The organism is Bacillus sp. RSS_NA_20 (assembly GCF_020165915.1).
Taxonomy (GTDB): domain Bacteria; phylum Bacillota; class Bacilli; order Bacillales; family Bacillaceae; genus Bacillus; species Bacillus altitudinis.
This window is the reverse complement of record NZ_JAIUKW010000005.1, coordinates 288,368-314,931: the sequence shown is the minus strand read 5'-3', so window position 1 is coordinate 314,931 and position 26,564 is coordinate 288,368. Positions and strand designations below refer to the sequence as shown.

At 41.1% G+C, this 26,564-nt stretch carries 26 protein-coding genes; all 26 read right to left on the bottom strand.

The window, feature by feature from the left end; all coding sequences use genetic code 11:
- Positions 1-102: 102 nt before the first annotated feature.
- The 26 genes from LCD32_RS07175 to LCD32_RS07050 all read right to left on the bottom strand — a co-directional run bounded on the left by LCD32_RS07175 (position 103) and on the right by LCD32_RS07050 (position 26,558).
- Positions 103-1,017, bottom strand: coding sequence for an RluA family pseudouridine synthase (locus LCD32_RS07175; protein WP_007499719.1), 915 nt, complete (start codon positions 1,015-1,017; stop codon positions 103-105).
- Entirely contained in the window at positions 1,014-1,481 is a 468-nt protein-coding gene (gene lspA / locus LCD32_RS07170; protein ID WP_008344942.1) for a signal peptidase II, read from the bottom strand. Before lspA ends, LCD32_RS07175 begins: the two co-directional genes overlap by 4 nt.
- Before the next feature lie 94 nt (positions 1,482-1,575).
- Positions 1,576-1,950 (bottom strand): TraR/DksA family transcriptional regulator, encoded by a 375-nt coding sequence (locus tag LCD32_RS07165; protein ID WP_046527252.1) that lies wholly within the window; start codon positions 1,948-1,950, stop codon positions 1,576-1,578.
- A gap of 160 nt (positions 1,951-2,110) precedes the next feature.
- Entirely contained in the window at positions 2,111-4,876 is a 2,766-nt protein-coding gene (gene ileS, locus LCD32_RS07160) for an isoleucine--tRNA ligase (protein WP_224563337.1), read from the bottom strand.
- Positions 4,877-5,232: 356 nt separating this feature from the next.
- Positions 5,233-5,727: a DivIVA domain-containing protein gene (locus LCD32_RS07155; RefSeq protein WP_008344947.1), complete on the bottom strand. Its 495-nt coding sequence runs from the start codon at positions 5,725-5,727 to the stop codon at positions 5,233-5,235.
- Between the two features lie 26 nt (positions 5,728-5,753).
- Positions 5,754-6,530, bottom strand: a complete 777-nt coding sequence (locus LCD32_RS07150) for an RNA-binding protein (RefSeq protein ID WP_224563335.1) — start codon at positions 6,528-6,530, stop codon at positions 5,754-5,756.
- Between the two features lie 54 nt (positions 6,531-6,584).
- Positions 6,585-6,866, bottom strand: coding sequence for a YggT family protein (locus tag LCD32_RS07145; RefSeq protein WP_017367203.1), 282 nt, complete (start codon positions 6,864-6,866; stop codon positions 6,585-6,587).
- A 6-nt stretch (positions 6,867-6,872) separates the two neighbouring features.
- Entirely contained in the window at positions 6,873-7,331 is a 459-nt protein-coding gene (sepF, locus tag LCD32_RS07140; protein ID WP_017359354.1) for a cell division protein SepF, read from the bottom strand.
- A 1-nt stretch (position 7,332) separates the two neighbouring features.
- Positions 7,333-8,022: a YggS family pyridoxal phosphate-dependent enzyme gene (locus LCD32_RS07135; RefSeq protein WP_058213870.1), complete on the bottom strand. Its 690-nt coding sequence runs from the start codon at positions 8,020-8,022 to the stop codon at positions 7,333-7,335.
- Positions 8,023-8,028: 6 nt separating this feature from the next.
- A complete protein-coding gene (gene pgeF, locus LCD32_RS07130; RefSeq protein WP_034647880.1) occupies positions 8,029-8,892 on the bottom strand; it encodes a peptidoglycan editing factor PgeF in 864 nt (287 codons plus the stop codon).
- Between the two features lie 212 nt (positions 8,893-9,104).
- Entirely contained in the window at positions 9,105-9,341 is a 237-nt protein-coding gene (locus LCD32_RS07125) for a YlmC/YmxH family sporulation protein (RefSeq protein WP_008344958.1), read from the bottom strand.
- Between the two features lie 79 nt (positions 9,342-9,420).
- Positions 9,421-10,197, bottom strand: a complete 777-nt coding sequence (locus LCD32_RS07120; RefSeq protein WP_017367201.1) for an ABC transporter ATP-binding protein — start codon at positions 10,195-10,197, stop codon at positions 9,421-9,423.
- Positions 10,198-10,325: 128 nt separating this feature from the next.
- Positions 10,326-10,682: a PTS glucitol/sorbitol transporter subunit IIA gene (locus LCD32_RS07115; protein WP_007499733.1), complete on the bottom strand. Its 357-nt coding sequence runs from the start codon at positions 10,680-10,682 to the stop codon at positions 10,326-10,328.
- A gap of 26 nt (positions 10,683-10,708) precedes the next feature.
- On the bottom strand, positions 10,709-11,719 hold the full coding sequence (locus LCD32_RS07110; protein WP_024720315.1) for a PTS glucitol/sorbitol transporter subunit IIB: 1,011 nt from the start codon (positions 11,717-11,719) through the stop codon (positions 10,709-10,711).
- 13 nt (positions 11,720-11,732) lie between these two features.
- Complete coding sequence (locus LCD32_RS07105) at positions 11,733-12,263, bottom strand: PTS glucitol/sorbitol transporter subunit IIC (RefSeq protein ID WP_003210918.1); 531 nt, start codon at positions 12,261-12,263, stop codon at positions 11,733-11,735.
- A gap of 17 nt (positions 12,264-12,280) precedes the next feature.
- On the bottom strand, positions 12,281-12,712 hold the full coding sequence (locus tag LCD32_RS07100; RefSeq protein WP_008354650.1) for a transcriptional regulator GutM: 432 nt from the start codon (positions 12,710-12,712) through the stop codon (positions 12,281-12,283).
- A 12-nt stretch (positions 12,713-12,724) separates the two neighbouring features.
- On the bottom strand, positions 12,725-13,969 hold the full coding sequence (locus tag LCD32_RS07095) for an NAD(P)H-dependent oxidoreductase (protein WP_048002850.1): 1,245 nt from the start codon (positions 13,967-13,969) through the stop codon (positions 12,725-12,727).
- A 243-nt stretch (positions 13,970-14,212) separates the two neighbouring features.
- Entirely contained in the window at positions 14,213-15,151 is a 939-nt protein-coding gene (locus LCD32_RS07090; protein ID WP_017359359.1) for a sugar-binding transcriptional regulator, read from the bottom strand.
- Between the two features lie 150 nt (positions 15,152-15,301).
- Positions 15,302-16,081 carry an RNA polymerase sporulation sigma factor SigG gene (sigG, locus tag LCD32_RS07085; protein ID WP_003211879.1) on the bottom strand — a complete coding sequence of 260 codons (780 nt, stop codon included), beginning with the start codon at positions 16,079-16,081 and terminating at the stop codon, positions 15,302-15,304.
- Between the two features lie 143 nt (positions 16,082-16,224).
- Positions 16,225-16,944: an RNA polymerase sporulation sigma factor SigE gene (gene sigE / locus LCD32_RS07080; RefSeq protein WP_007499746.1), complete on the bottom strand. Its 720-nt coding sequence runs from the start codon at positions 16,942-16,944 to the stop codon at positions 16,225-16,227.
- Positions 16,945-17,003: 59 nt separating this feature from the next.
- Positions 17,004-17,933, bottom strand: a complete 930-nt coding sequence (gene spoIIGA / locus LCD32_RS07075; RefSeq protein ID WP_017367198.1) for a sigma-E processing peptidase SpoIIGA — start codon at positions 17,931-17,933, stop codon at positions 17,004-17,006.
- 249 nt (positions 17,934-18,182) lie between these two features.
- On the bottom strand, positions 18,183-22,502 hold the full coding sequence (locus LCD32_RS07070; RefSeq protein WP_263485681.1) for a S8 family peptidase: 4,320 nt from the start codon (positions 22,500-22,502) through the stop codon (positions 18,183-18,185).
- Between the two features lie 301 nt (positions 22,503-22,803).
- Entirely contained in the window at positions 22,804-23,949 is a 1,146-nt protein-coding gene (gene ftsZ, locus LCD32_RS07065) for a cell division protein FtsZ (protein ID WP_007499752.1), read from the bottom strand.
- A 33-nt stretch (positions 23,950-23,982) separates the two neighbouring features.
- The gene (gene ftsA, locus LCD32_RS07060; protein WP_007499754.1) at positions 23,983-25,305 is read right to left on the bottom strand and encodes a cell division protein FtsA; all 1,323 of its coding nucleotides are present in this window, start codon (positions 25,303-25,305) and stop codon (positions 23,983-23,985) included.
- A 159-nt stretch (positions 25,306-25,464) separates the two neighbouring features.
- Positions 25,465-25,833, bottom strand: coding sequence for a small basic family protein (locus LCD32_RS07055; RefSeq protein WP_003210988.1), 369 nt, complete (start codon positions 25,831-25,833; stop codon positions 25,465-25,467).
- Entirely contained in the window at positions 25,833-26,558 is a 726-nt protein-coding gene (locus tag LCD32_RS07050) for a DUF881 domain-containing protein (RefSeq protein ID WP_007499758.1), read from the bottom strand. The genes LCD32_RS07055 and LCD32_RS07050 overlap by 1 nt, the downstream gene beginning before the upstream one ends.
- Between the last annotated feature and the right edge of the window lie 6 nt (positions 26,559-26,564).

Genomic DNA, 26,564 nt, shown 5'->3' with positions numbered 1-26,564 from the left:
CATACTCGTGCACAAATTGATCCGTTATCCTTCTCAGCCTCTCTGGACTGTTTTAAAGAATCTCAATTTCTTCGTTTATTATTTCAAAAAAAGAACGGCCTGTCAATCGTTATTTCTTAATGAATCGATAAAGCCTCGCATATCAGCTGGAATTGGAGCTGTAAACTCCATATATTCTCCTGTTCTAGGGTGATCAAATCCTAACACGCCTGCATGCAGCAGTTGTCCATTGAAATCAACCGTTTTTCTCGGGCCATATTTTGGATCTCCGGCAAGTGGGTAACCAATGTATTTCATATGAACACGAATTTGGTGGGTTCTTCCTGTTTCAAGACGGCATTCTACAACGGTAAAGTCTTTAAAGCGCTCCATCACATCAAAATGAGTGACTGCCTGCTTTGCATTTTCTTTTGTGACCGTCATGCTTTGGCGATCTTTTTTGTCTCGACCAATTGGTGCATCAATCGTTCCAGTATCATGCTGAATGATACCATGAACAACGGCTGTGTATTTTCTAGTGACCGTTTTCGCCACCAGCTGATTGACGAGTGATTCATGCGCCATATCATTTTTTGCGACCATTAAAAGCCCTGACGTATCTTTATCAATCCGGTGGACAATTCCTGGTCGCATCACACCATTAATGCCTGACAAATCATTGCAATGAGCCATGAGGCCATTGACAAGAGTACCTGTCACATGTCCTGGTGCTGGATGAACGACCATTCCTCTTGGTTTATTGACCACTAGTACATCTTCATCCTCATAATAAATATCAAGATCCATTGATTCCGCTTCTACATCTAGTGCTTCTGGATCTGGAATCTCTACTTTGATTTGATCTCCAGCTTGTACTTTATAATTGGCCTTCACTTGTTTTCCATTTACTTCGATGAGCCCATCTTTCACCCACTGCTGGACTTGGGTTCTTGACCATTCTGGTTCAGTTGTGCTTAAAAATTTATCAAGCCGTTCACTCGTTTGTTCTTCTGAAACGGCAATGTTTACTTGATTCATGTAGTTGACTCCTTATTTTTCTTTCCATCTAACAGCATTTGAATAAAGAGCAGAATGACCCCCACACATAGAGAGGAATCTGCGATATTAAAGATTGGATAATGATAATCCCCAAATACGAAATGAGCAAAATCAACCACTTCTTGACGGAAAATACGATCAATAAAGTTTCCAATCGCTCCGCCAAGCATTAAGGCAAGCGCTACGCCAAGTAGCTTGTCCTTTTGTCCATGTTTTTGCAAATAATAAACAATTCCTGCAATAACAACGAGTGTGATCACATAGAAAAACCACATTTGTCCTTGGAGAATCCCCCATGCGGCTCCTGAATTTCGGTGGGATGTGATGTAAAAGAAGCCATCAATCACAGGAATAGAATCACCGAGCATCATATGTTTGACAATGAGCCATTTTGTTAATTGATCTAAACAAATTATCACGAATGCGATTATGTAATAGAACACACACGTTCCTCCATCTTCATACTTTGGTCTTTAAGCATTTTATCAAGAAAACAGGATGGAGTAAAGAAACTTTAGTTGACAGACAAAAACCTCCCTACATGTGGAAGGCTTCAAAATGAGAATCGTTTGATTCGTGAGGATAAGGGGTGAATGCTTTTTTCTCGTATTGCTTATGATATAAAAAGTCGTCAGTCGTACGAGCTGTCGGAAGAATACTCATTTGTTCAATGGGCATTGTATGCCCTGTCGCCTCACATATGCCATAAGTTCCTTGTTCAATTTTTGCAATCGCGAGCGAAACATCTTGCAGTTCTTCTTTGATGTGATAAAGAAGCGTGGTCGTTTTTGCTTGATCGAAAGTGACATGTTCAGCGGGTGAACGCAATGATGCATATTCAAACAGTTTCGATTGCAGTTCTTCTCTCATTTGAAGGAGTTCCATGTAAATCGTCTCTAGATCGCCATTCATGTCGCTGTTTCAACTCCTGCCCTGTCGTGATAATCATATTGTTGCCCCGCCTGTTCACTTTAAAGCCATAAGATTTTTCCTTTCGTTCTAAACGCTGTCATTTTCTCTATATCAAAAACGCCCCGCTATATGCGGGGCGCTAGTTGGTGATATCACGCTGTTAATTCTGGTAATATTTCTCCACGATTTCAGCATTTTTAAGCGACAATGTTGGGTATTTTGGATTTGCGCCAACATCTTTTGAAATAATGCGGGAGCGTTCGCACAGTTCTCCTTCTGCTTTTTGAACGACAATTCGTCCTGATGTGTATTCAGACGCTGATGCGTCTGCATGCTTCTCATCTTCTACTGTTAATTCAGAAATGATAAAGAGCTGCTTCACATCTTCTTTAATGGATGCAAGAAGGTTTTTCACTTCCTCTGTTGCATAAAGGGTCACACTTGCTTCAAGTGAACGTCCGATGACTTTCTCATTACGCGCAATTTCCAGCGCTTTTAGCACATCGTCACGTACTTCCATAAAGCGGTCAAACTTCACTTCTGTCGCTTCTGCTTGAGGAACAGCCACACCTTCTGGCATATCTGTTAACTGAACACTTGGCTCTTCAACAAAGCTTAAGTGGCTCCATAGTTCATCTGCTGTATGCGGAAGAATTGGTGCTGTCAGCTTCACTAACGCCATTAATGTTTCATAGAAGACCGTTTGCATGCTGCGGCGGTCTGGATGATCCGCATGCTCAATGTATACCACATCTTTTGCAAAATCGAGATAGAAAGAGCTAAGCTCAATCGTACAGAAGTTGTGGATGGCATGATAGACAACCGCAAATTCGTAATCATCATAAGCTTTTTTCACTTTATCAATCAATTTGTTTAATTTGATTAAGATATATTGATCCACTTCGCGAAGCTCTTCGACTGGTACTGCATTGACTGCTGGATCAAAGTCAAACAGGTTACCATGCAAGAAGCGGAACGTGTTACGGATTTTACGATAAACTTCTGCGACTTGTTTTAAAATGTCGTCAGACACTGGATGATCGGCTTGATAGTTGACAGAAGATACCCAAAGTCTAAGAATCTCCGCACCAAGCTGCTTCGCCACTTTCGTCGGATCGATCGTATTGCCTAATGATTTACTCATCTTGCGCCCTTCTTTATCAAGCGTAAAGCCATGGCTGAGAACACCTTTATATGGCGCTTTTCCTGTGACAGCAACCGCTGTAGATAAAGATGAGTTAAACCAGCCGCGATATTGATCAGAACCTTCAAGATAAAGGTCTGCTGGACGAACAAGGTCATCTCGTTCTTCTAATACCGCTTGGTGAGAAGAACCAGAATCAAACCATACATCCATGATATCTTGCTCTTTTGTAAATTCACCATTCGGGCTGCCTGGATGTGTAAAGCCTTCAGGCAATAATTCTTTTGCTTCTTTTTCAAACCAAATATTCGAGCCATGTTCTCTAAATAATTGAGAGACGTGCTGAATCGTTTCATCTGTGATGATTGGCTCACCATTTTCAGCATAGAAGACTGGGATTGGAACGCCCCATACACGCTGTCTTGAAATGCACCAATCACCTCTGTCACGCACCATATTGAACAGGCGCGTTTCGCCCCAAGCTGGAACCCATTTCGTTTCTTTAATATTATCTAATAGCGCTTCTCTGAAATCTTTAATGGAAGCAAACCACTGAGCAGTTGCACGATAAATTGTTGGTTTTTTCGTTCTCCAGTCATGCGGATAGGAGTGCGTGATAAAGTCGAGCTTTTTCAATGCGCCTTTTGCTTCAAGCTGTTCTGTGATGGCTTTATTGGCATCCTCGTAGAATAGTCCTTCAAAACCAGGTGCTTCTTCTGTCATCACACCTTTTTCATCTACTGGACATAACACATCAAGACCGTACTTCATACTTACAATAAAGTCATCTTCCCCGTGACCTGGCGCTGTGTGAACACAGCCTGTTCCTGCATCTGTTGTGACGTGATCGCCAAGCATCACAAGAGAATCTCTATCGTAAATTGGATGTGCTGCAACGACCTTATCTAATTCTTTACCTTTTAACGTTTTCACAACTTCGTACTCTTCAAAGCCAAGTGTTTTTGCCACTTGTTCAACTAGTTCAGATGCGATGACATATCGCTCAGCACCCACTTGAAGCACACTGTACTCTAGGTTTGGATGTACACAAATGCCAAGGTTTGCAGGAAGTGTCCAAGGTGTTGTTGTCCAGATGATGAACTGCTCGCCGTTTTCAAGTACGCCTTTGCCATCTTTCACTTTAAATGATACGTAAATCGATGGTGAACGTTTGTCCTTGTATTCAATTTCTGCTTCAGCAAGTGCTGATTCACTTGATGGAGACCAGTTAACAGGCTTAAGACCTTTGTAAATATAGCCTCTTTTCGCCATTTCACCAAAGACAAGAATTTGCTGCGCTTCGTATTCAGGCTTCAATGTCACATATGGATTGTCCCAGTCTGCTCTTACGCCCAAACGTTTAAACTGATTGCGCTGACCTTCGATTTGTTTCCAAGCATACTCCTCACATAGTTTACGGAATTCTGCTGTCGACATTTCTTTGCGTTTGACTTTTTTATTTTTCGTAAGGGCTGTTTCAATCGGTAAGCCATGTGTATCCCAGCCCGGTACGTACGGTGCATGGAATCCATTCATTGATTTAAAACGGACAATAAAATCTTTGAGGATTTTATTGAGTGCGTGCCCCATATGAATGTCACCATTCGCATATGGAGGTCCATCATGCAAAATAAAGGTCGGGCGTCCTTTTGTCCGCTCTAAAACCATTTGATAGATGTCTTTTTCTGCCCACTCCTCTTGGATTTCAGGCTCTTTGTTCGGCAGGTTCCCTCTCATCGGGAATTCTGTTTTTGGCATTAATAAGGTGTCTTTGTAGTTCATACCTATTCCTCCACATGCAAATTCGTATTAAAAAACAATAAAAAAAGCCCTCTCATCCCATAAGGGACGAGAAGGCTTGTCTCGCGGTACCACCCTTTTAGACAAGCGCTTTGAAATTGCCGCTTATCCACTCTAAAATCGTAACGTGATCAGACGCCTTTTCTTACTCATTCATTTCAGAAAAGGAACTAAAGGGGTGATCTCGTTGCAGCGTTTCGTAATGTCAGGCTTCCACCGTCCCTGATTCGCTTTATTACGCATGTAACCGCTGCGAGTGTCCCTTTCAAACGTTTATCTCTTGTTAATTTATGATGGTATTATATGCAACATGAGCACGTCATGTCAAGATGATGCGCTTATTCTTTTTCGTCAAAGACAGCGTCAACTTCATATTCCAGCAAATGATCCCAATCATCATTTTTCAGAAGATCAAGCTGAGCTTCGATGAGCATTTGGAAACGAGTTCTAAAGACTTTCGACTGTTTCTTGAGCTCTTCGATTTCCATAGCAATCTTTCTTGATTTTGATAACGCTTCGTTGATAATACGGTCTGCATTTTTCTCAGCTTCACGAATGATCAATTTCGCTTCTTTATCAGAATGACGCTTCACGTCTTCTGCTGCTTCTTGCGCCACAAGAATGGATTTGTTTAATGTTTCTTCAATTGTTGCAAAATGGCCTAGTCTTTCATCAAGCTCGTTGACTTTGTCTTCAAGCTCGTTCTTTTTGCGAAGTACGATCTCGTAATCTTTACGTACTTGGCTTAAAAACTCATTTACTTCATCTTCGTCATAGCCGCGAAAACTTTTTGTGAACGTTTTATTATGAATATCATTAGGTGTTAATGGCAATCTTGCCACCTCCAGATTCAAATTCGTTATGTCAGAAGCTCAAATGTTACTTTGAATTTATCTTTTTTTGTCTTCCCATCAATTGTTTTTAAGCTAAAGCGGCCAAATCCCCTGACAGAGAGCTGATCACCTTCACCAATTGTAAAGGAAGGGTCTTCAGTGACTTTCCAGTTGACTTTGACAAGACCATTTTTGACCAAAAGCTGTGCTTTTTGCCGAGACTGACGGCTGACAGCAGCACATACAGCGTCAAGCCGCAGTGAAGAAATCGTATCTTCTTTGATATCGGTTTTGCTGATGACTGGCTGAAGATCTGCCTTGCTAATTTCCTCTAATGAAACAGATGCTCTGCCCACATGCGTCAGCTGAGCCCGAACAAAATCGGCAACATCGCTTGTACAAATAAATTGCACGTTGTCCTCTGAAAACAACAAATCACCGAATTTTTGACGCTTCAGGCCTATCCCAATGAGCGAACCGAGAAGGTTGGGGTGTTCTATCGAAATAAACTTTTTCGCATAGTTCACCTGAAAATAAGTCAGTTCAAAATCCTGTATGGTCGGTGCTAAATAGTCAGGATAGATCAAAGCCCTTTTCCGCTCTGCTTCCTCATACCCGCCAAAAAACATGAGACCAAGTTCATCAGAATGCTGAATCACGGACTGGGTAATGAACTGCTCACGCGGATCAAGAAAGTCTGTTAATTTCATTCGATATTGATCGAGTGCGATGTTTTTCCAGCCTAATACTTGGTCGACAAATGGCTGTTCGTCTTTTCTAAAATGTTGATAAATATCGCTCATTTTGTTCCCCTTTTATGTAAAAGAGCCTGGCAGATGCCAAGCCCGGCAGCCTGTCTACATGAATCGTACAATCATATTATAAAGACCAGTTAGTCCATACAATGATGCGAAACGAATCACAAGCAATGCCACAATTGGCGAGATGTCAATCATGCCAATTGGCGGAATAATTTTACGGAATGGTTCTAAATACGGTTCGCAAATGTTTGTCAAGAAGCGGCCAATCGCTGTTTCTCTTGCAGATGGTACCCATGACATAAAGATGTAAATAATGATCGCGAATGAGTAAATCGTTAATACAGTCTGTAGAAACTGAAAAATGTAATATAGAATCACTTTGGTTTACCACCTCTGAGGTTCTTCCTCTGTCAATAGCTCTGATATTGTGCCAGATACATCCACATTATCAGGAGTGCAGAGGAATATATTCGAGCCAATACGCTGAATGTCTCCACCGATTGCATAAACCGTTCCGCTTAAGAAGTCGATGATTCGCTTTGCTTGATCGTGCTGAATGCGCTGCAAATTGACGACGACTGCACGCCGATTTTTAATATGATCTGCAATCTCTTGAGCCTCTGCATAAACACGTGGCTCACTTAACACCACTTTAGAGGATTTTTGCACGCTTTGCAAGCTGACGACATTTTGTTTTCCTGCCTGAGGACGCTCTTGAAATGCCGCTTTATCTTTTGTGTTTTTTTCTTCTTGTGCTGGTTCTCTTTCTTCATCAATATATTCGTACTCATACTCTTCATCATCGAGTGTGAAGAAGCTTTTAAACTTATTTTTTATGCTCATGTCACGCACCTCCTGTTTCATTTCCAACAAGTGAAGAGCCAATCCGAACAAATGTCGCACCTTCTTCAATTGCGATTTCAAAATCGTTTGACATGCCCATCGATAAATGCTGACAAGGTGCATTTACTTGGTTCAGTTGTTTTACCTCTTGTTGAAGGCTTTTTAATGTTTTAAAACAGTTTCGTATCACAGTATGATCATCTGTAAATGGAGCCATCGTCATGAGTCCAGCAATTTCAATATGTTTGAAATCAGCGAGCTGTTTGACAAATGGAATCACGTCTTCGCTTTGTAAGCCGTGTTTTGACTCCTCAAGTGATGTGTTCACCTGTACAAAACAGCAAACCGTGTGATCCGCTCTTTTTTCAATTTCATTCGCAAGGGACATTCTGTCTAGCGAATGTAAGTAGTCAATGGTCTGAATGACAGATTTCACTTTTCGCGTCTGTAAACTGCCGATGAAGTGCCAGCTAATGTTTTCATCGGTTATGGCTGCCTGTTTTTCAAGTAACCCTTGGTCACGATTTTCACCAAAGTGCAAAATGCCGGCATCCTTTGCTTCTAATGCTCGTTCAATCGAGACATATTTTGTGACAGCGACAACCGATACATCGTCTGGATGTCTACCTGCTCTTTTACATGCTTCGTTGATATGTTCATTTATTTGTCTGAGATTCTCTCGTACATTCAATTGCACTTATGCCTCCTTAAACCCGACAAAAGACATCATACGTCCTGTTTTCCCTTGATCACGCCGGTGTGAGAAGAAATGCTGCTCATTGCAACTTGTGCACATCGAACTGACATGTATGTTTTCTTCTTTTAATCCTGCATGAAGTAATACGTTTTTGTTTAGTGTTTTTAAGTCAATTTTGTATTGTCCTTGTGACATCTCGGAATACACATCCTCTGTTGAAAAAGGAAGCTGTTTCACTTGATCTATGACAACATCATCTACTATGTAGCAGCAGCTGCCAATGGATGGTCCAATGACGACTTGTATATGATCGGCATCAGCGCCTTCTTGGCGAACCCATGCATCAACCATGTTGGCGCCAATTTGTTTGACGGTTCCTTTCCAGCCGGCATGAGCCGTTCCAATCAGCCCAGATTGCGGCGCTAGAAAATAAAGCGGAACACAGTCAGCGAAACAAAGAGCGAGCATGATGTTTGGTTCAGAGGTGTATAAACCATCTGTTCTAGAGAGTGCTTCATCATACTGAAGACTTCCTCTTCCCTTTTGTTCCTTTGTGACTTTCATGATGCGATCCTCGTGTGTTTGGTCAGCAAACACCCAATTAGAGAGCGGCACAGCAGTAGCATCTGCAATGACTTGACGATTCATTTGGACACTAGAAGCATCATCTCCTACATGGAGTCCAGTGTTCATTGATTGATATGGAGAAAGGCTAAAGCCGCCATTTTTTGTCGTAAAACCGGCCAATATCTCTTTTCCAGAACATGTCATGTTCGTCCAATCATGAATCAGCATTGCATCAGGTGATTTCTGCTGAAAGGGGTCATATTTGTCTATCAAAGCTGCCTCCCACCTTTCATTCATCTCTCTTTATATCGCTCCTATTTTACCACAAGACCTGCTAAGACAGTTAGTGGGATTCATTAAATATTACACTCAAATGTGCCCTTTCTACAGGTTTTTTTTCAAATTGATATGAAAACGTAATCTTTTTACCCGAAAAAGACATTGATTGCTGAGAATGGAGAGCTTATGTTAAGGATCATTGAATGATTCATTGAGGAGTTATACGAATTTTAAGAAGACAAACGGACAAGTATCACATCTTCGCCAATTTTTACTATATTTCGCCACGGGACAATCATTTCCTCTTCTTTTCCGAAAAATCCCATCATTTTACCTGTACCGCCTATGATAATCGCTTGTATTTTACCGCTCGTGACATTGATATCGATGTCTCCAATAGTACCTAATTTTTTTCCGCTGGACACATCGACGACATCTTTGATTTGGAATTCAGAAATACTGATCATCTGTCCTTCCCCGCCTTTCGTTTTCTACTATAATATGTATGATGGAAAAGCAGGGAAGCAGACCAATAGTTTCTCTTATCTACAATTTACTTAAGTGAGGGCGGCCGTTTTGCCACATGACTTCAACTGGACATTCAAAAAAGGAAGAAAGCAAGTCACTTGTCATCATCTGCTTTGTCTCCCCTTTATGAAAAACAGTACCTTCTTTTAATAATAAGGTGTGCTGAAAAATCGGGAGAATCTCTTCTGCATGGTGGGTCGTATAAAGCAATGTGGGCGCATCTGGTTTTGATGCAATCAATGAGATCGTCTCCAGCACTTGTTCTCTTGCTAAGAAATCAAGACCCGTCACAGGTTCATCTAATATTAGAAGCTTCGGATCATTCATTAAAGCTCTTGCGATCAGCACTTTTTGTTTCTCCCCTTGCGAGAGGGTTTCATACGTGCGATTGGCATATTGAAACGAGCCAAATGTTTTTAATAAATCAATCGCCTTCTCTCTTATCTCATCTGTCGGTGTTTCATAAAGTCCGATGGAAGCAAATGCCCCGCTCAAAACAATTTCAAATGCATTGTCATCTCTGTGCAGCTTCTTTTCAAGACCAGCAGAGATGAGACCAATTTTCTTCCTTAGTTTTTCACCAAGCGCTTCCTTGCCAAACACATGGCCTAACACCGTCATCTCACCTGACGTTGGAAAATAATATGAGCAAAGCATATTTAATAAAGCCGTTTTCCCAGCACCATTTAAACCATAAAGCACCCAGTGTTCCTGGTCTTTCACCTGCCAGTCAATAGAACGAAGCAGCCATTTTCCATTTCGTTTTAAAGAAACATCCTTCAAGTCAAGCGACACGATCTTTTCCCCCTGAATAAAAATTCTGAATATACAAATAATAACGTCTACAGCATATCGCAAATGTTTCAATCAGTAAACCTAACGCAAAAAAGCTGCTCCCTAAAAGGAACAGCTTTTTTGCATGGTTACGAAATTTCAATTCGTACGCCTTCTTTAATATCAGGAAACGTATGCGGGGATGCAAAGACAGCTCCCGGTAATACATCATCAAACGGCTCTTGGAAGTAGATCGAAATATGGCCGAGTTCCTTAAAGTTGTCATTTGCTTTATTGCCTAAAGCAGTAATGGTATACGTTTGGTCGCCCACTTGAATCGTTCCGCCTAATTTCAGCGGCTCTTCTTCTAAGTGTTCAAACTCATGAATGACAGACATATCTCTTAATTCCTGCGGCGCTGCTGGTCCAAATAAAACAATCAGCTTATCTTCTTTAAACTGCGGGACTAAGATCCCAATTTCTTTTACGACAGATTGTGTTACCATGTATCTCGATTCCTCCTTTAATACGTTTAATACATACCGAAGCTGGCAACGTATGCGATCACAACAGATAGAACGCCTGTAATGAGACGGCTATACAAAACAGCTGGTACCCCATATTGTACCGTTTCCGGCTTCGCTTCACCAAGTGATAGCCCCACCGGGATAAAGTCACACCCTACTTGACCGTTGATCGCAAACAGTGCTGGAAGAGCAAATTGAGGCGGAATATTTCCTAGTGCAATTTGACTACCAATCAGTACACCGATGACTTGTGCAATGACTGCCCCAGGTCCTAAGACAGGCGATAGGAACGGTAAGGTACAGACAACAACGAGCAGTAAGAGCCCCCATAAAGATCCTGCCAAAGGTGAAAGGAAATGGGCAATCAGATCACCGATTTTTGTATAATTGATAATTCCAATTAACATACTGACAAAGGCCATGAATGGAATAATGTTTTTAAGGAGCATATCAACAGAATCACGACCAGCTTGATAGAATGTGCCGGTTACTTTTCCGATTCCTCTTGAGAATCTCATGAGGAAATTCCCTTTTTCTTGACGTTCTATATTTTCCTCTTTCAATTTTGAATAGGTTTCTTTGAAATTCTCTTTGTCAATTGGGCCGCTGCTTTCTTGACCTTCTACATTCCCTTCACTATCAGATGCTTCCGCAAAGGAAATATCTTTTTCTGTGACACCTGATACGAAGATATCCTCTGTAATGTGTTTTGCAAGCGGTCCAGAAGGAGAGGATGCCAGCACATCGACAGTTGGAATGCGTTTCATTGGATAAAGTCCGATTCGCGCTGTTCCTCCGCAGTCAATGACAACACACATCATTTCATCTTCTGGTATAGAATTTTTAAAACCATCACATGCTTCTGTCCCTGTCATTTCTGCAATTTTACGTGCAACTGGGTGAATGCCTCCTCCTGTAATGGAAACGACCTTTCTTCTTTTACCGGTTGGTTCAAGCTCTAATCCTTTTCCCCATCCGCCAGCACCTTTTGCAACAAATACTTTGTGGTTTGTCATGTCTAACCCTCCCCTATTGTGAATTCGCTTTCATTTTTCCTGCTAAGTACTTTGTGATCCATTCCGTAATGATTCCGCGAAGTAAAATGACAACGATCCCGACTAAGAAGTAACGAACAGCCAGCTCTGACATAGAGTATCCAGCTTCTTTAATCCCGTTCGCAATTCCTAAGTAGACAAACAGTTCTCCTGCGTTGGCATACGGGAACAGTGATGTCACCGGATGAACAAATGAAACAGCTGAATCATAGAATGCTGGTTTTTGTTTTTCAGGTAAGAAGCGGCCAAACGTATAAGCCATTGGGTTTGTCAAAATAAGAACGGATAAGATCGGCATTAACGTATAGCGCAAAATGGTATATTTCGCTGCAAACTGAATCGCTCTATTCACTCGCTCTTCTCCAATAAACTTCATGACAGCATAAGTGAAAGTAAGTAACACAACAAGCGTTGGAACGATACCTGTAACAAGACCCATGAACTGCTTTCCGCCGGCTTCAAACATCCCGATAAAGTGCTCTCCAAACCATTGAATCCATTCCATGTTTCATCTCCCCTTTCTTAGTTCACATTTGTTATATTTTTTTTAGAAATCGAGACAAGCGCCTGCTCCGCTGCCATGGAGAGTGCTTGCATGACAGCTGGTCCCCTTTTGCGCTTTTTCAATGTTTGTTTCATCATGTGATGCTCATCAAGCACAGCCCCCACATGTTTTCCTTCATAGGAAGGCAGTTCCTTAAATTTAGACAAAATCGAGACGCCACCCAGCACATGACACTTTTGAATGATGTATGATTCATCGACAATGATGAGCGCAATGGCTCCAGGACCAAATTTGCGCCGCTCCATTCCTGAAAACAAGTGATAGCCTTGTTTCCCTTTATAGTCGTCAATCAGTGAATCCATGCTTTTGCGGTAGTACTTGATTTGAATAAACGATAAACCATACTGCACAATCAGAATGATACAAAGTACGATTGCTAATTTTTCCATAGCCTCACGTCCTTATGATTGAAATAAGTGATCTTGTAATGAACGCAGCTTCCAGACCGTTGTGCTTGCATCAAGTTCTACATCATCATGAGATAGGAATTGCCCCAATTTGATATCTTTTTTCGCTACCACTTTTCCACTGATTAAGCCAATTGGGATGTGGCCGTTCGATTTCATGTCTTGATGTGTTTCAAGTACACCTCTTACGGAGTATCCGCCAATACCATCAAGTGTTTCTCCTGCTTTAATATCTCTTTTCGCCACAGCGACAGTTTCTGATACTGGTACACCAATTGGATGGATTGAAGAATCATGTTGTAAGACTGCTTTTGCGATCGTCACTGGTGTTTCAAGACTTGCTAAGTGGAAAGGACGATACAGTGTGTAGTGAGGACCTTTTCCAACTTTTAAGTAGCGAAGTTCTTCATCTACTGGCTCAAGATCACTCTTGACGATGACAAAGACACCTGGTGCCAGTCCGTTTACATATTCAACGACTCCGAAGTTATCCAGTACGCCGCCTTGCTGTTTTTGATTTAATTTATCTGCTACATTTTCTAAATTCGCTTCTACTCCATGCATGCCGACTTTATCAGGCAAAAGTCCTGTTGCATTACTTAATAGGTTCATTTCTGCCATCGTTTTTGTTCCGTCTTGGAATGCTGCCAGCATGTGGGCACTCATATGTTTACTATCTGCTTCAGCTTTACACGTATCTGGGTTTGCTTCTGGGAAGAATGGGTTGTTCTTACCTTTCCCAGCAACCAATACTTCAAGCCCCATTGTTTTTGCAAATTCATATAGTTCTAGCGTTGCTGCTGGTTCATCTCCAGCTGATCCAGAGTACACAAGTCCTGCATTCGTGAATAATTTATGCATGACCAAACCGATCGTTATATCGACTTCTACATTTAAAAGAACGAGATGTTTTTTTGAATTAAGCGCTTCCAAAGAAATGTTTGCTCCGACCTCTGGAACACCTGTTGCATCCACAACGACTTCCACAGAATCTGATTGAATCACTTCTCTGTAATCATTTGTGACGACCATTTGATGTGGTTTCGCATGCTGCTTGTAAAAATTCGCTGCTTTCTCAGCTGCACTAAGATGAATATCACAAACACCTGCGACAATCATGCCTGGAATTTTAGAAATTTGTGAAATGAGTCCAAACCCCATTTGGCCTGCCCCGATTATCCCAACTTTGATTGGATCTCCGCTGCGTTCTCGTGCTAACAATTGTTGATAAATTGACATCTAAATCATCCTTTCAGGTTTTCTTGCTTCACAATAGATTGCTAGAAAAATAATCTGAAACTTTTAACAAATGTTATAAAAATTAACAAAAATCTGTTTCTTGTAACATTTGTTATTTTATTTATCATTTGTTATGAACTTAGTTTATATGATGTGTCAACTTTGTGTCAAGATAAAATCGATAAAATTTTCAATCTTTTTGAGTCTAAAGACTCAAAAAAACTACCTAATCGGCTTAGGTAGTTACTTTAATAGGGCATCTCCGGTTTGTTCATCTGTAATTAACACATGAATTAATCCACCTTCTAACGCTGCCCTGATCGCTTCAATTTTTTCTTCTCCTCCAGCGACACCAATCACAAGCGGGATCTCTTTCAGTTTTTGAGGACTGATCCCCATCACCCGGTCGTTCCACGGATGCGGATACACTTCACCTGTATGATCAATAAAGTTATAACAAATGTCACCCGCGACATCTTTCGCTTGCAAGATATCTTCCTCACCACTTGTCATATAGGATTTCACCATCGTTGAATGTTGCGGAACCCCGCCTATTCCTACGACCGCGATATTTGATGATTCTCCTAATTCAATGACTTTTTTGATCGACGGCTGTCTAATGAGTACATCTTTCGCTTCTTTCGTATCAAGCATGACAGGCACATGTAAAAACTCACATTTGGATTTGAGTGCTTCTGAGCATCTTCCAATAATATAGTTGGCATGAATATCAACATCTTCATTTCCGACGCCTCCGACAAGCGGAACAAATGTCACAGACGGAAAATGCTGAACAGACGTAAGCGCTTTCGCCATTTCATGCAAGGTGGTCCCTGATGAAAAACCGATGACTTGTCCATCCTTCATGACTTTTAATAAAAAGCCCGCAGCCGCAGCTCCTATCCGACTTTTTGTTGTTTCTTGACTGAGAGATTCCACACACACGACTTCTCGCAGCCCGTATTTTCGCTCTATTTTTCTTTCTAACGAACCATATTGTTGATTTACTTCATCATGAATAATGATTTCCACGATTCCTGCTTCACGTGCTTTTGCCAAATATTTCGATATGAGCGAACGGCTAACCCCAACAGCTTCTGCAATTTTAGATTGAGTGGCGCCTTCTTCATAGTACATATGCGCAACCTTAATGAGCAGCCTTCTTTCATCATGGAATGTCATAATAACCCTTCTTTCCGCTTCTCTATTCCCTCACAAATGATATTTCAAATAACATTTGTTAAAAACAGATTAAATGAAAAAAATAACAGAGTCAATACTACAGATGGGTTCTCTAAAAAGAATGAAAAAAGCCGCACATTAGCGGCGGCTTTAAAAAATATTTTTATTCATTTGTTTGATTGCTGCTTTTTCAAGCCTTGATACTTGTGCTTGAGAAATACCGATTTCTTCTGCCACTTCCATTTGTGTTTTGCCTTGGAAAAAGCGTTTACGAAGGATCATTTTTTCTCGATCATTCAATCTGCGCATTCCCTCTTTTAAGGCCAATTCTTCTACCCATTGTGTATCTTTGTTCCGTTCATCACTAATTTGATCCATCACATAAATCGGATCTCCTCCGTCATTATAAATCGGTTCAAACAAAGAAACAGGATCTTGAATGGCATCTAGGGCAAAAACAATTTCCTCATGAGGGACTTCTAACACTTTGGCAATGTCTTCTGCCGTTGGTTCCTTGCTTGTCTCACTAATCAGTCTCTCACGGACTTGAAGCGCCTTATAGGCAATATCTCTTAGTGAACGAGACACCCGGATAGGGTTGTTATCGCGCAAGTATCGACGGATTTCTCCTATGATCATAGGGACCGCATAAGTTGAAAATCTGACATTGTGGCTTAAATCAAAATTATCAATTGATTTCATTAATCCGATACAGCCTACTTGGAAGAGATCATCAACATACTCGCCTCTGTTGTTAAAACGCTGAATCACACTTAAAACCAACCGCAAATTGCCATTGACTAGCTTTTCTCTTGCTGTATCGTCACCTTCATCTTGCAGCTGTCTGAATAATTTTCTCATCTCGTCGTTTTTCAGAACAGGCAGTTTGGAGGTGTCGACTCCGCAGATTTCCACTTTATTTCTGGACACTTTTTTCCCTCCCTACAGGAGCTGTTGTACAAAGTTCAGTATCTCCGTGGGATGGAAAAATATGCACGGTCTATAACGAGAAAGATGTGAAAAAATGGTGATCCCTTTGACAGTACAGGGATAAAGCTTTCAAAAAAATTTTTTTAGACCATCTTATTAAATTCTTTTTGCAATCGTTTAATAATTCTTTTTTCGAGCCTTGAAATATAGGACTGAGAAATACCAAGCATGTCGGCAACATCTTTTTGGGTCTTTTCTTCACCACCAACTAAACCGAATCGTAGTTCCATAATCTGTTTTTCACGATCGTTTAATTGTTCTAACGCTTTTTTCAGTAATTTTTTATCGACATTTGCTTCAATATCCCGGGTGATAATATCATCATCTGTCCCAAGTACATCTGATAAAAGCAATTCATTGCCGTCCCAGTCAATGTTAAGCGGCTCATCAAACGATACTTCTGAACGGATTTTATTATTTCGACGCAAATACATCAAAATCTCATTTTCAATACATCTAGACGCATATGTGGCCAGTTTGATCTTTTTTTCTGGATTAAACGTATTTACTGCCTTTATGAGGCCTATCGTTCCGATACTAATCAAATCCTCAATGTTAATGCCTGTGTTTTCAAATTTTCTTGCGATATAAACGACCAATCGCAAGTTTCTTTCAATCAAAATGGCTCGTGCTGTTTGATCACCTTTTGGTAATTTAACGAGCAATTCTTGTTCTTCATCCTTTGATAATGGCGGAGGCAGTGCCTCACTTCCACCAATATAATAAATCTCATCACTCTTTAGCCCTAGCTTCATGAGGAGTTTATACCAGTAGTAAGTGAGTTTAAATTTTAATTTTTTCATCTTCTTCTCCCTTCTAAATGTCCAGTTGACTTCGTAAGATAAAAGACATCACAAAAAAACTACGACACCCCTTGTATCATTTTTCCGTCTAACATCTCTGGATGAATGATGGATTGAAATTCCTGATCTGCTGATAATCCACTTAGACTCATCCCAACAAAACACTTCGCTGGCTGGATCATATGCGTTTTTGTATAAAGGACGACCGTATCTGGTTTAAAGCATAGTAGAAACCCGTGATCATGACCGACTGCGCGATATGGAACGAGTCTTAAACGATCAAGCAGCGGAAAATGGTCATCAAGCTTTTGCATCACTTCAACAGGATGAAACTGTTTCATTTTTTCTATAAATGGCTCTCCGAAAATAGATGTGAGCTGATCGAGCTGGACGATCATGACAGGTGTTTTCGTCAATGGATCATAAAGCTGATTTCCAGAATCGACCAGACCATTTAAGCGGATCGTTTCTCCTTGAATGTGGATCTCCACAAGTACTTGTTCGTCATATTGTCTTTTTTTCGCACCAACCTCTCCTAATCGTTTCTTTGAAAACAGCCAAATGGCCGGAAAGCCAGTGAGAACAAAAAGCCAGCTAATGGGATCACCAAATCCATCATTTTGTGAAATAAGCAGTCCATCTTGAATGACTGTATTTGTCTGCAAAAACGAATGAACCCCGATCATGCCCCCTCCCATCAAAAATGTGACAAAGTAAAAAGCAAACAGGTTTTGAAAAAAGGAACGAAATCTTTGAAAGCCAAAGGTTCCAAGCACGATCAAGACAGAAAAAAGCAGTTTGCCTAAAGGGTGCGACACAATCATTGCAAATGGCGTAAAGAGCAAGAGAACAATGCTCGATCCAATGAGAGCTCCTAACATATATCGCCTTTTTTTCACTTGTCGTTTGAGAATAAATGCCGTGAGTAAGAGCAGCAATAGATCAAAACAAAAGTTTAACAGCCAAATGACATCTAAATAAATGACCACCTTCTGCTCCTTTCATCTGAAACAAAGAATCAAAAGCAGTACTTGCACTTGTTTGTACCAGTATAAAACAGTCATCGGATGGAAGTCTGTCAATTCTTGTAGGGGATGATAGAGAACTTTTGGTGGATTGTTATCGTTTTTGTCGACGTATGAGACAGAGAGAACATCAGAATGATTTGTTGGACATGTGTCTCCTCTATCAATTGCACAAAAAAAGACACGCTCCGAAGAGTCGTGTCTTTTTCGCTGTCATTCTTTCTCATTGATGGTGAGTGTTCCTTCTGCCTTCTGTCTTGTGACATTTCCATAATCATCTTTGACAATGACTTCAATCACTGCACCTTTTGCTTTTGCAATAGATGTCGCCGTCCAGTAGCCTTCATACGTTCCCGGTGCTACTTCACGAATCGGCAGTTCAGTTGTGTTTTGAAGTTTTGATCTAGCATTTGTCAGCGGCATATGAAGAACAAAGGTGGCATCTAGCTTTTCCCTGCTTTTAAATGAAATCTTAACCGATTCACCTGATGATAGATTCATATTCTCTTTTGGCGTTAATTCAGAAATGACAGGTGCATCATATTGTACATCGATGTCGACCTTTTTAGTCGTTTTGTTTCCAGCCGCATCTTTTGCTGTCACTTTGATTGTATTTTTCCCATTTTCAAGTAGCACCCTTGCAGAATATGCCCCATCCTTTACGTTCGCTTTTTTTCCATTGACTGTGACTTGGTCTAGATAATCATCCGCTACTTTCCCTTCTACCGTGAGTGATTCTCTATTAGACTTGTCGCCTTTTTTCGGTGTATCAATGGTCAATGTCGGTGCTGTTTGATCGATGATCACCTTGACTGGCTTGGAATGTTTTGTTGAGCCTTTATCCGTTACAGTCGCCGCCGTGAAGACATGCTCTCCACTTGGAACAGATACATTTTCTTTGAAAGTACCCGACTCATCTGATTTGACTTTGGCCACCTCTTCATCATTTTGATAAATGGCCACATCGAGACCCGGAGAGGCCGTGCCTTCAATCGTCAATTCACCTTGATTTGTAATGGTTCCTTCCTTTGGAGAAGTGATTTCTGGTACATCTGCTTCATAGTTTACGAGCGCACGAATCATATAATTCCCCTCTTCTTTCGGAGAAGGAGAAAAAGCACCGCTCGTCAGCTGCCAGCTTCTTTCAGCATTAGGGCCATCTTCATCTGTGGCAAGTCCCGGAGATTCGGTATTCTTTTTCGTTTGAATATAAACAAGATAGAAATCGCCATCCACTGTAATGGCTTGATCTTCTAAATCTACTTTTGTCCATTCACCATTACGCAGCGCATTTGCTTTTAAAGGTCCTGCGATTTTCTCACCTGGTGCGCCACCCTTCCCAGAAGCATCATATACTTCAACAGCAAATTCATCGCCTCCAGGAGCTGGCCATTCTGATGTCCAAAACCGGAAAAGACCACCTGTGACTTGTGCTTGTTTTTTTCCTTTTTCTAATGAAAACTTCACAGCCCACCCATTGCCAGGATCGTAGAAAGCCCGTGCATTTTCAGCCGTTCCATCATCATAGCCAATCTCTCCCGGAAAACCGATAAAAGGCTCAAGTTTCACTGACTTTTCAAGCGGCTTTTCCGTCACATCCGCTGTAAACGTATAGCCTTTAAACCCCTTTGCAAAAATTTTGACTGTATAGACACCACTTAATGCCTCTAGAGAAAATTCACCGGATTCATCTGTTTTCACCGGCTCAATTTTTGCGTCCTCCACAAGATAAACAGTTGCATTCTTCACCTTTTCACCAGTTGTTTCATTGACGACCGTGCCGGAGATCGTTCGTTTCTCTAGCGGCTGTAAGGAGAAATTCGCTTCTGCTGTTTCTTTTGATGCCACTTTGACTTTTTGGGACCGTGATTCAAAGCCGTAAGCTTCCGCTTTCACTGTCCATTCTCCTGCTCCTTGAGACAGCTGATATTTCCCTGTCGCTTCATCGGTGGAAGTTGATTTTCCGCTTTCTAGAACACTGATTTGCGCTCTCATTGGAAGAGCTTGAATAGATGGAGCATCATGACTGTTTTGCTTTTGAATTTGTACATGTTTATTTTTTACTTTAGCAGGCTTTGCCTTTTTTGGATCAACTGATTTCTTATTCTGGCTTGTGGATTTTTCTTTTTTGATCACACCCAGCTGGTTCTTGGCTTGTTGAGGCAAAGCCTCATCTGTGATTTTCACATCATCTAAATAAAAGCCATCTTTTGTGACACTGCCATCTGTTCTTATCTGAAACAGGACTCTCACTTTTTGACCTTTATAAGCAGATAAATCAACTTCGCCTGCTGTCCACGCATTTGTTTTCCCCGTATAAGCTGTCGCTTGAACGGCGTCTTCACCCTCTGGCTGTACATAGACATGCACATAATCATAATTGGCTTCGAGATCATGCCAGTATTGATATTGCAGGTAGGAAGAACCTGAATCTGGTACAGCAATGAGCGGCATAGACAAATTGGCGTCCGTTTTATTTTCATAAGGACTATCTAAATTGGTGGCGTAGACATGTTCCCCGCTAAATGCTTGTTTTGGACCTGTGGACGGTTTTCCCCACTGCCACGGATCTTTTGTTCCACCACTGAACCATCCACTTGGCCATGCTTCAAAATCTTGTGAGTAACCAGTGGTGATGGATGTTTTAATTGGAAGTGTATAAGAATCTGATGCCGCTTCATTTTCTCCAAAATCTTTCACAATCCATCGGTACGTCACGTTTTCCCCCTCAAGTTCAGGGAGCTGCACCGTATAGGTTCCTTTCAAATGATTTCCATCTGTGCGGTCGGCTTTCAGCGTCTCCCATTCACCTTGATCTACTCGGTAAGTCAAAGAAACATTTGTCACTGCTATCCCATCTTCTGCAGTGATGGTCAATGGGGTTGGCGTTGCAGCAAAAATTTCATTCGGACCTTTATGTGAAAAAACAGGTGGTTCTGTATCTTCTCCTTCTTTTGTCACCTGACCTTCAATCGTACCGATTCCATTGGTTAAAGCAGTAATCGCCTCTCTTGCATCAACTAACCCTGCCCCATAGCCGTTGTTAGGGGATTCAGGAAATTGCTGATCTGTCAGTGGTTTCGCTGTGTCAATAAGAATTTGCTGAATTTCATCCACAGAAAGGTCTGATTGCACTTGGCGAAGAAGAAGAACAACAGCTGAGACATGCGGACCTGCCATCGATGTACCATTCCATCCATCCTCATATCCTTTTCCCGGGATCGAAGAACGAATGTTTACTCCCGGAGCAGCAATATCTGGTTTCATTACGCCATATGGAGAAGGACCCTGAAGGGAGAAAGACCCTAACTTGTTGTCCTGGTCTGTTGCGCCTGTAGCAAAGGCTTCTTGATAGTTAGCGGGATTTGCAATCGAACCCGCACCGCCCGGATTGAATAAATCGGTATTACCGGCTGAAAATTCTGGAAAGATGTCTGCTGCTCTCCAAGCATTCACTACATCTTTATACCAATCATCAAGACCTGGCCCACCGCCCCACGAATTATTCACAACATCAGGTGCCATTTCTGGGTGAGGATTTCCGTTTTGATCTTTCGGGGCTAAAATCCACTCACCGGCATCTAACAGATCAGCATCTGTACCGCCATCTTCTGAAAAAGCTTTCACTGCAATCCATTCTGCTCCCGGTGCGACCCCAATTTGATTCTTTCCATCTGGCTCAGAACCAACCATTGTGCCTGTCACATGGGTCCCGTGCTCCAAGTCATCATAAGGGACTTCAGAGCCTGTCGTGGCATCATACCAATTCAGTTCATGAGATGGTTCGTTCGGACGAGCAGGATCAAACCCGCGGTATTTTTCTTTTAGCGCAGGATGATCCCATTCGACACCAGTATCAATACTTGCCACAACGGTTCCAGTCCCGTCATAGCCTAAATCCCACGCTTCTGGTGCATGCACCTGAGCAATATTCCATTCAACTCCATCTACTGCTTTGATTTGTTTGTTTGGCTTAGCATGCTTCAAATCAACAGGACGATGAAGTTGACGTGTTTCATTCGGCAGCACTTGAGCTACTTCTGGAAAAGAAGCAATCTTTTCCATCACTTCTTTTGTTGCCGTCACAGCTAGACCATTCACAATATAGTAGGAATGAATATCATTCACTTGCTTATTCTTTTTTTCCTTTTGTAAATACGCTAGGAGCGCTTGCTGCGTTTCATCAGATGTTGCTCTCAGCTTAGATACAACGGCTGATCTTTTTGTGTACTGCGTTTTAGCCGCGGTTAATTTTTGTTTTTTTGCTTTTGATACAGCTTCTTTTGCTACTTTTTGTACATTCGTTTGTTCCTTCATTTTGACTAAGAAGGTCACCTTATCTTCCTTTTGAAACTGCTTCTTTAATCTCGAAGAAATCTTGGCTTTTGTTGTCTTAGAGGAAACAGCTTCCTCCTGATATGAGGTAGAAGTCGATTTTGCTTGAACCATCCCAAAGCTTGTCATCGTTAAAATACCAATCACCAAAAGACTCATGAAACGATAGACGGCGGTTTTACGAAACTTCACTTTCAATAAAATCCCTCCTCCTCAAATGGTCAAACAGTGTGTATCCTGCCCCTCCCCCTTCTTTTTGATCATGACAAGATTCATGGTGTTCTCATTAATGTAGTCAAATAAAGTTCAACATTTTGTCGTTTTTTGTAAAGGAAATTAAAAATGATTCTTTTGACTTAAGAGACTCAAGCCAAAACACATACAATAGTTCCAAATAACACGCGAAAACAAGACTTTTATATCAATCAAACGCAGGATCTTCTCACCATGACGACATAAAAAAAACCCCTTCCAAAGGAAGGGGTTGAATCGTGCTTGCTTATCGTTTATTGCGGTTACGTAAGAACGTTGGGATATCCAATGTATCATCACTTGACTGTGTATTTTGTCTTGGTTGTGATGATGTTTGCTGATGTTCTTCACGTTTTACTTCACGCTTTTGTGGAATGGATTGATTTTGCTTTAATCCTTGTCCTAATGGATTTCTTTGAGGTTTTGTCACTTCCGGCTCTTGCTCAATAAAACCGGTTGCGATGACTGTGACCACAATTTCATCCTTCAAGTTATCATTAATGACAGATCCAAAGATCATGTTGACATCTTCATCAGAGGCTGATGCAACAATATCCGCTGCTTCTTGTACCTCATAAAGACTAAGGTTCGTACCACCAGTAATATTCATGATAACACCTTGTGCTCCATCAATCGCTGTTTCAAGAAGTGGTGAAGAAATGGCTTTTTTCGCTGCTTCAGCAGCACGGTTTTCGCCTGTTGCGACACCAATTCCCATAAGAGCTGAACCTTTGTTAGACATGATCGTTTTCACGTCAGCAAAGTCAAGGTTAATTAAACCTGGTGTTGCAATGAGATCTGAGATCCCTTGAACACCTTGTCTTAACACGTTATCTGCTGCACGGAATGCTTCAAGCATTGGCGTGTTTTTATCGACAATTTCAAGCAGGCGATCGTTTGGAATCACGATTAACGTATCAACTGCTTCTTTCATAGAAGCAATCCCTTCAACTGCTTGAAGCTGACGCTTTCTTCCTTCAAATGTGAAAGGACGAGTCACAACTCCAACTGTCAAGGCTCCAGAATCTTTTGCGATTTTCGCAATGACAGGTGCAGCACCCGTACCAGTTCCACCGCCCATACCGGCTGTCACAAAGACCATGTCAGCGCCTTTTAGGACTTCCTCAATTTGTTCTTTGCTTTCTTCAGCAGCTTTTTTACCGACTTCAGGATTCGCACCTGCTCCAAGCCCTCTTGTCAGCTTAGCACCGATTTGCATTTTTGTTTCTGCTTTTGATAAGTTTAACGCCTGTGCATCTGTATTCACTGCAATAAAATCGACACCCTGTACGTCATTTTCAATCATTCGGTTGACAGCGTTATTTCCGCCGCCACCTACACCGATTACTTTAATTGATGCTAGGCCGTCTATATTTGTTTCAAACTCCAACATGCTGAATCCTCCTAATCCGTCGAAAATCTAGTTCTATTCCCAGAACATATTAAATAGTTTTTTCATTTTGCCCGGTTTTTTATTTGTCTCTTGTTGCGCTTTTTGTTTCACTTTCGGTCTTGGCTGAGCTTCTTTTACTTGTGGTGTAGAAGAAACCGGCTCCATGGACGCGCCTACTTCATGAAATGCTTCATCCGGCATTTGGAATCCAACCTGTCTGCCCTGAATCTTTGCATTGCGATAAGCAAAATGGATCAAGCCCACTCCTGTCATATATTGAGGTTCCCTGACCCCAATATAATTAGGACTTGCGATTCTTACATTGTTTTGTAAGACCGTTTGTGCCAGAGAAAGGATACCTGGTATAGCTGCCTGTCCACCTGTTAGAACGAATCCGCCAGGCAAATCATGGACACCCATATTGCGTAATTCCTCTGCCACAAAAAGCAGAATCTCTTCCAATCGCGCTTCGATGATATTGGCTGCTTCAAGTTGTGTATACGTCTGTTTTTGGTCCGTACCGATGACGGAAACTTCAAATGTCTCCTCAGACGATGCTTCATCATAGAATGCATGCCCAAATTGCTTTTTGATTCGTTCAGCTTCTTCAGTGGAAGTTCTAAGTCCTATAGACAAATCTTTTGTAATGTTCTCTCCGCCCAATGGGATACTGTGAGTAGAATAGAGATGCCCGTTTTCAAATACGGATATCGTAGTAGAGCCGCCGCCAATATCGACAAGAGCTACCCCTAGATTTTTTTCATCTTTCGATAACGCTGCTGAACCCGATGCAAGTGGCTGCAAGCAAATATCCATAATTTCAATACCAGCCCGCTCTACACATCGGAGCCAGTTATGTAGAATCGTTTTAGAACCAGTGATTAACGATCCATCCACTTCTAGCCTTACACCTAGCATTTTTTTCGGATCTGTGATCTCATCTCTTCCGTCGACGATAAATTGTCTCGGAATGACGTCTACTACGAGATGTTCTTGCGGAATAGATACTACCTGTGCAGCATCCAAGACACGTCTCACATCTTCAGCATGTATTTCTTTATTTTCACTAGACACTGCGACCACGCCGCTCGTATTTTGAATATGAATGTGGTTTCCGTTAATTCCGACTATCGCCTTTTGTAAAGGAAAACCTACCATTCTCTCAGCCTGTTCAAATGCTTGTCTAATAGAATGAACTGTTTCATCTATATCAACAATCGATCCTTTTTTTAACCCCTCTGAAGGGACATTTCCAACACCTATAATGTTAAGCGAATCATCCGCCATTTCTCCGACGATGACTTTTATATTGGATGTACCGATGTCAAGGCTGACGTAAATTTCATTGTTGTTCATTCTATGGCACCTCCTCACATATCAATACTTTCTATTCTATTATTTGCTGAACAACAATACAATGAATGTGTTTTTACAAGTGTGTAACAAAACTTAAAAAATCAACATTTTTTATTAGGATTACTGAAAATATTCGTTACATCATATGTATATCCTTTTTTATGACTCACTTTTTTTCTTTTTTTCTCTAGAAATTGTCCATTTTGTTAGTAGAATTCTTCGAATAACGGCGATATTTTGAAACAATCTAACACCGAATGCAAACATTCCGACTAAATACAAGTCTACACCAAGATGGACGCCCAGAAAAGCTAAACTTATTGCGAGTATAATATTAAAGAAGAAACCTGATACAAACACTAGTTCATCGTATGCCCCTTGCAGATGTGCTCTGATTCCACCAATCAATGTATCAAGCGCAGCAAGTACAGCGAGGGAAAGATAGTTAGAATACTCATTCGGTATCGTAAAATTCGTTAAGAAACCGATCGCAACTCCTATGATTAAACCAAGTACAGGAAGCCACATTAAGATTTTCCCTCCTTTACATCGTCAAGAGGCTTCAATTCATTTAATTGAATTGTACCGTCAAATGCTTTTAAATGAATTTTTTTCTTCGGCGGTCTAATACTCAAACTGAAATTTTCCTGAGCAAACAAATCACCAATATCTGATACATTTAAACGGCTGTATAATTTATCGGCCTGCTCGCTGACCATCTTAATCGTGACTGTATCACCATCTATGCTGTAACCATCCATTTTCGTCGTACCATTAATATCTCGAATAACACTGGTGTTAATCACCCGGTGTTCATTAATGGAAATATGTTTTGCCCCAAACATATTGGCTTCGTTGATTAATTTTTTCAGAAGATCAGGTGGTATATTTTTGACTTCTTCTCCGGTAAGTTCCTTAGAAAAAAGCTGAGTAATTTCTATTTCGACTCCTTCACCCGTTACCTCTGTAAAACCAGCCTTTTCTTTCAAATCCTTCAACGTTTTTGTTAATTGTGCTTCTTTTGATTGATCTTCTTGGTTGCCATACTTTTTTAGCATTTCATCATATTTATCAATTTCTTTTAATAAATCCAGTTCTTTACTTTTAGATGCAGATAAATCCTCTCTTAATTCCCAAACGTCTCGAGTATCGCGAACTTTAGGCTTTTGTAGAGAGTTAAACTGGATCGAGACCATGATGCCAAATATGACCATCAGGACTGTCAAACTAAGTAATGGCTTCTTTTTCCTCAACACCAC

What these genes read in the sequence shown, in the direction of transcription:
- LCD32_RS07175 (WP_007499719.1), bottom strand. Translation starts at nt 1,017, where the DNA reads ATGAATCAAGTAAACATTGCCGTTTCAGAAGAACAAACGAGTGAACGG.
- LCD32_RS07165 (WP_046527252.1), bottom strand. Translation starts at nt 1,950, where the DNA reads ATGAATGGCGATCTAGAGACGATTTACATGGAACTCCTTCAAATGAGA.
- ileS (WP_224563337.1), bottom strand. Translation starts at nt 4,876, where the DNA reads ATGAACTACAAAGACACCTTATTAATGCCAAAAACAGAATTCCCGATG.
- LCD32_RS07150 (WP_224563335.1), bottom strand. Translation starts at nt 6,530, where the DNA reads ATGAGCGATATTTATCAACATTTTAGAAAAGACGAACAGCCATTTGTC.
- sepF (WP_017359354.1), bottom strand. Translation starts at nt 7,331, where the DNA reads ATGAGCATAAAAAATAAGTTTAAAAGCTTCTTCACACTCGATGATGAA.
- pgeF (WP_034647880.1), bottom strand. Translation starts at nt 8,892, where the DNA reads ATGAATGAAAGGTGGGAGGCAGCTTTGATAGACAAATATGACCCCTTT.
- LCD32_RS07125 (WP_008344958.1), bottom strand. Translation starts at nt 9,341, where the DNA reads ATGATCAGTATTTCTGAATTCCAAATCAAAGATGTCGTCGATGTGTCC.
- LCD32_RS07115 (WP_007499733.1), bottom strand. Translation starts at nt 10,682, where the DNA reads ATGGTAACACAATCTGTCGTAAAAGAAATTGGGATCTTAGTCCCGCAG.
- LCD32_RS07110 (WP_024720315.1), bottom strand. Translation starts at nt 11,719, where the DNA reads ATGACAAACCACAAAGTATTTGTTGCAAAAGGTGCTGGCGGATGGGGA.
- LCD32_RS07105 (WP_003210918.1), bottom strand. Translation starts at nt 12,263, where the DNA reads ATGGAATGGATTCAATGGTTTGGAGAGCACTTTATCGGGATGTTTGAA.
- LCD32_RS07100 (WP_008354650.1), bottom strand. Translation starts at nt 12,712, where the DNA reads ATGGAAAAATTAGCAATCGTACTTTGTATCATTCTGATTGTGCAGTAT.
- LCD32_RS07095 (WP_048002850.1), bottom strand. Translation starts at nt 13,969, where the DNA reads ATGTCAATTTATCAACAATTGTTAGCACGAGAACGCAGCGGAGATCCA.
- LCD32_RS07090 (WP_017359359.1), bottom strand. Translation starts at nt 15,151, where the DNA reads ATGACATTCCATGATGAAAGAAGGCTGCTCATTAAGGTTGCGCATATG.
- sigE (WP_007499746.1), bottom strand. Translation starts at nt 16,944, where the DNA reads ATGAAAAAATTAAAATTTAAACTCACTTACTACTGGTATAAACTCCTC.
- ftsZ (WP_007499752.1), bottom strand. Translation starts at nt 23,949, where the DNA reads ATGTTGGAGTTTGAAACAAATATAGACGGCCTAGCATCAATTAAAGTA.
- ftsA (WP_007499754.1), bottom strand. Translation starts at nt 25,305, where the DNA reads ATGAACAACAATGAAATTTACGTCAGCCTTGACATCGGTACATCCAAT.
- LCD32_RS07055 (WP_003210988.1), bottom strand. Translation starts at nt 25,833, where the DNA reads ATGTGGCTTCCTGTACTTGGTTTAATCATAGGAGTTGCGATCGGTTTC.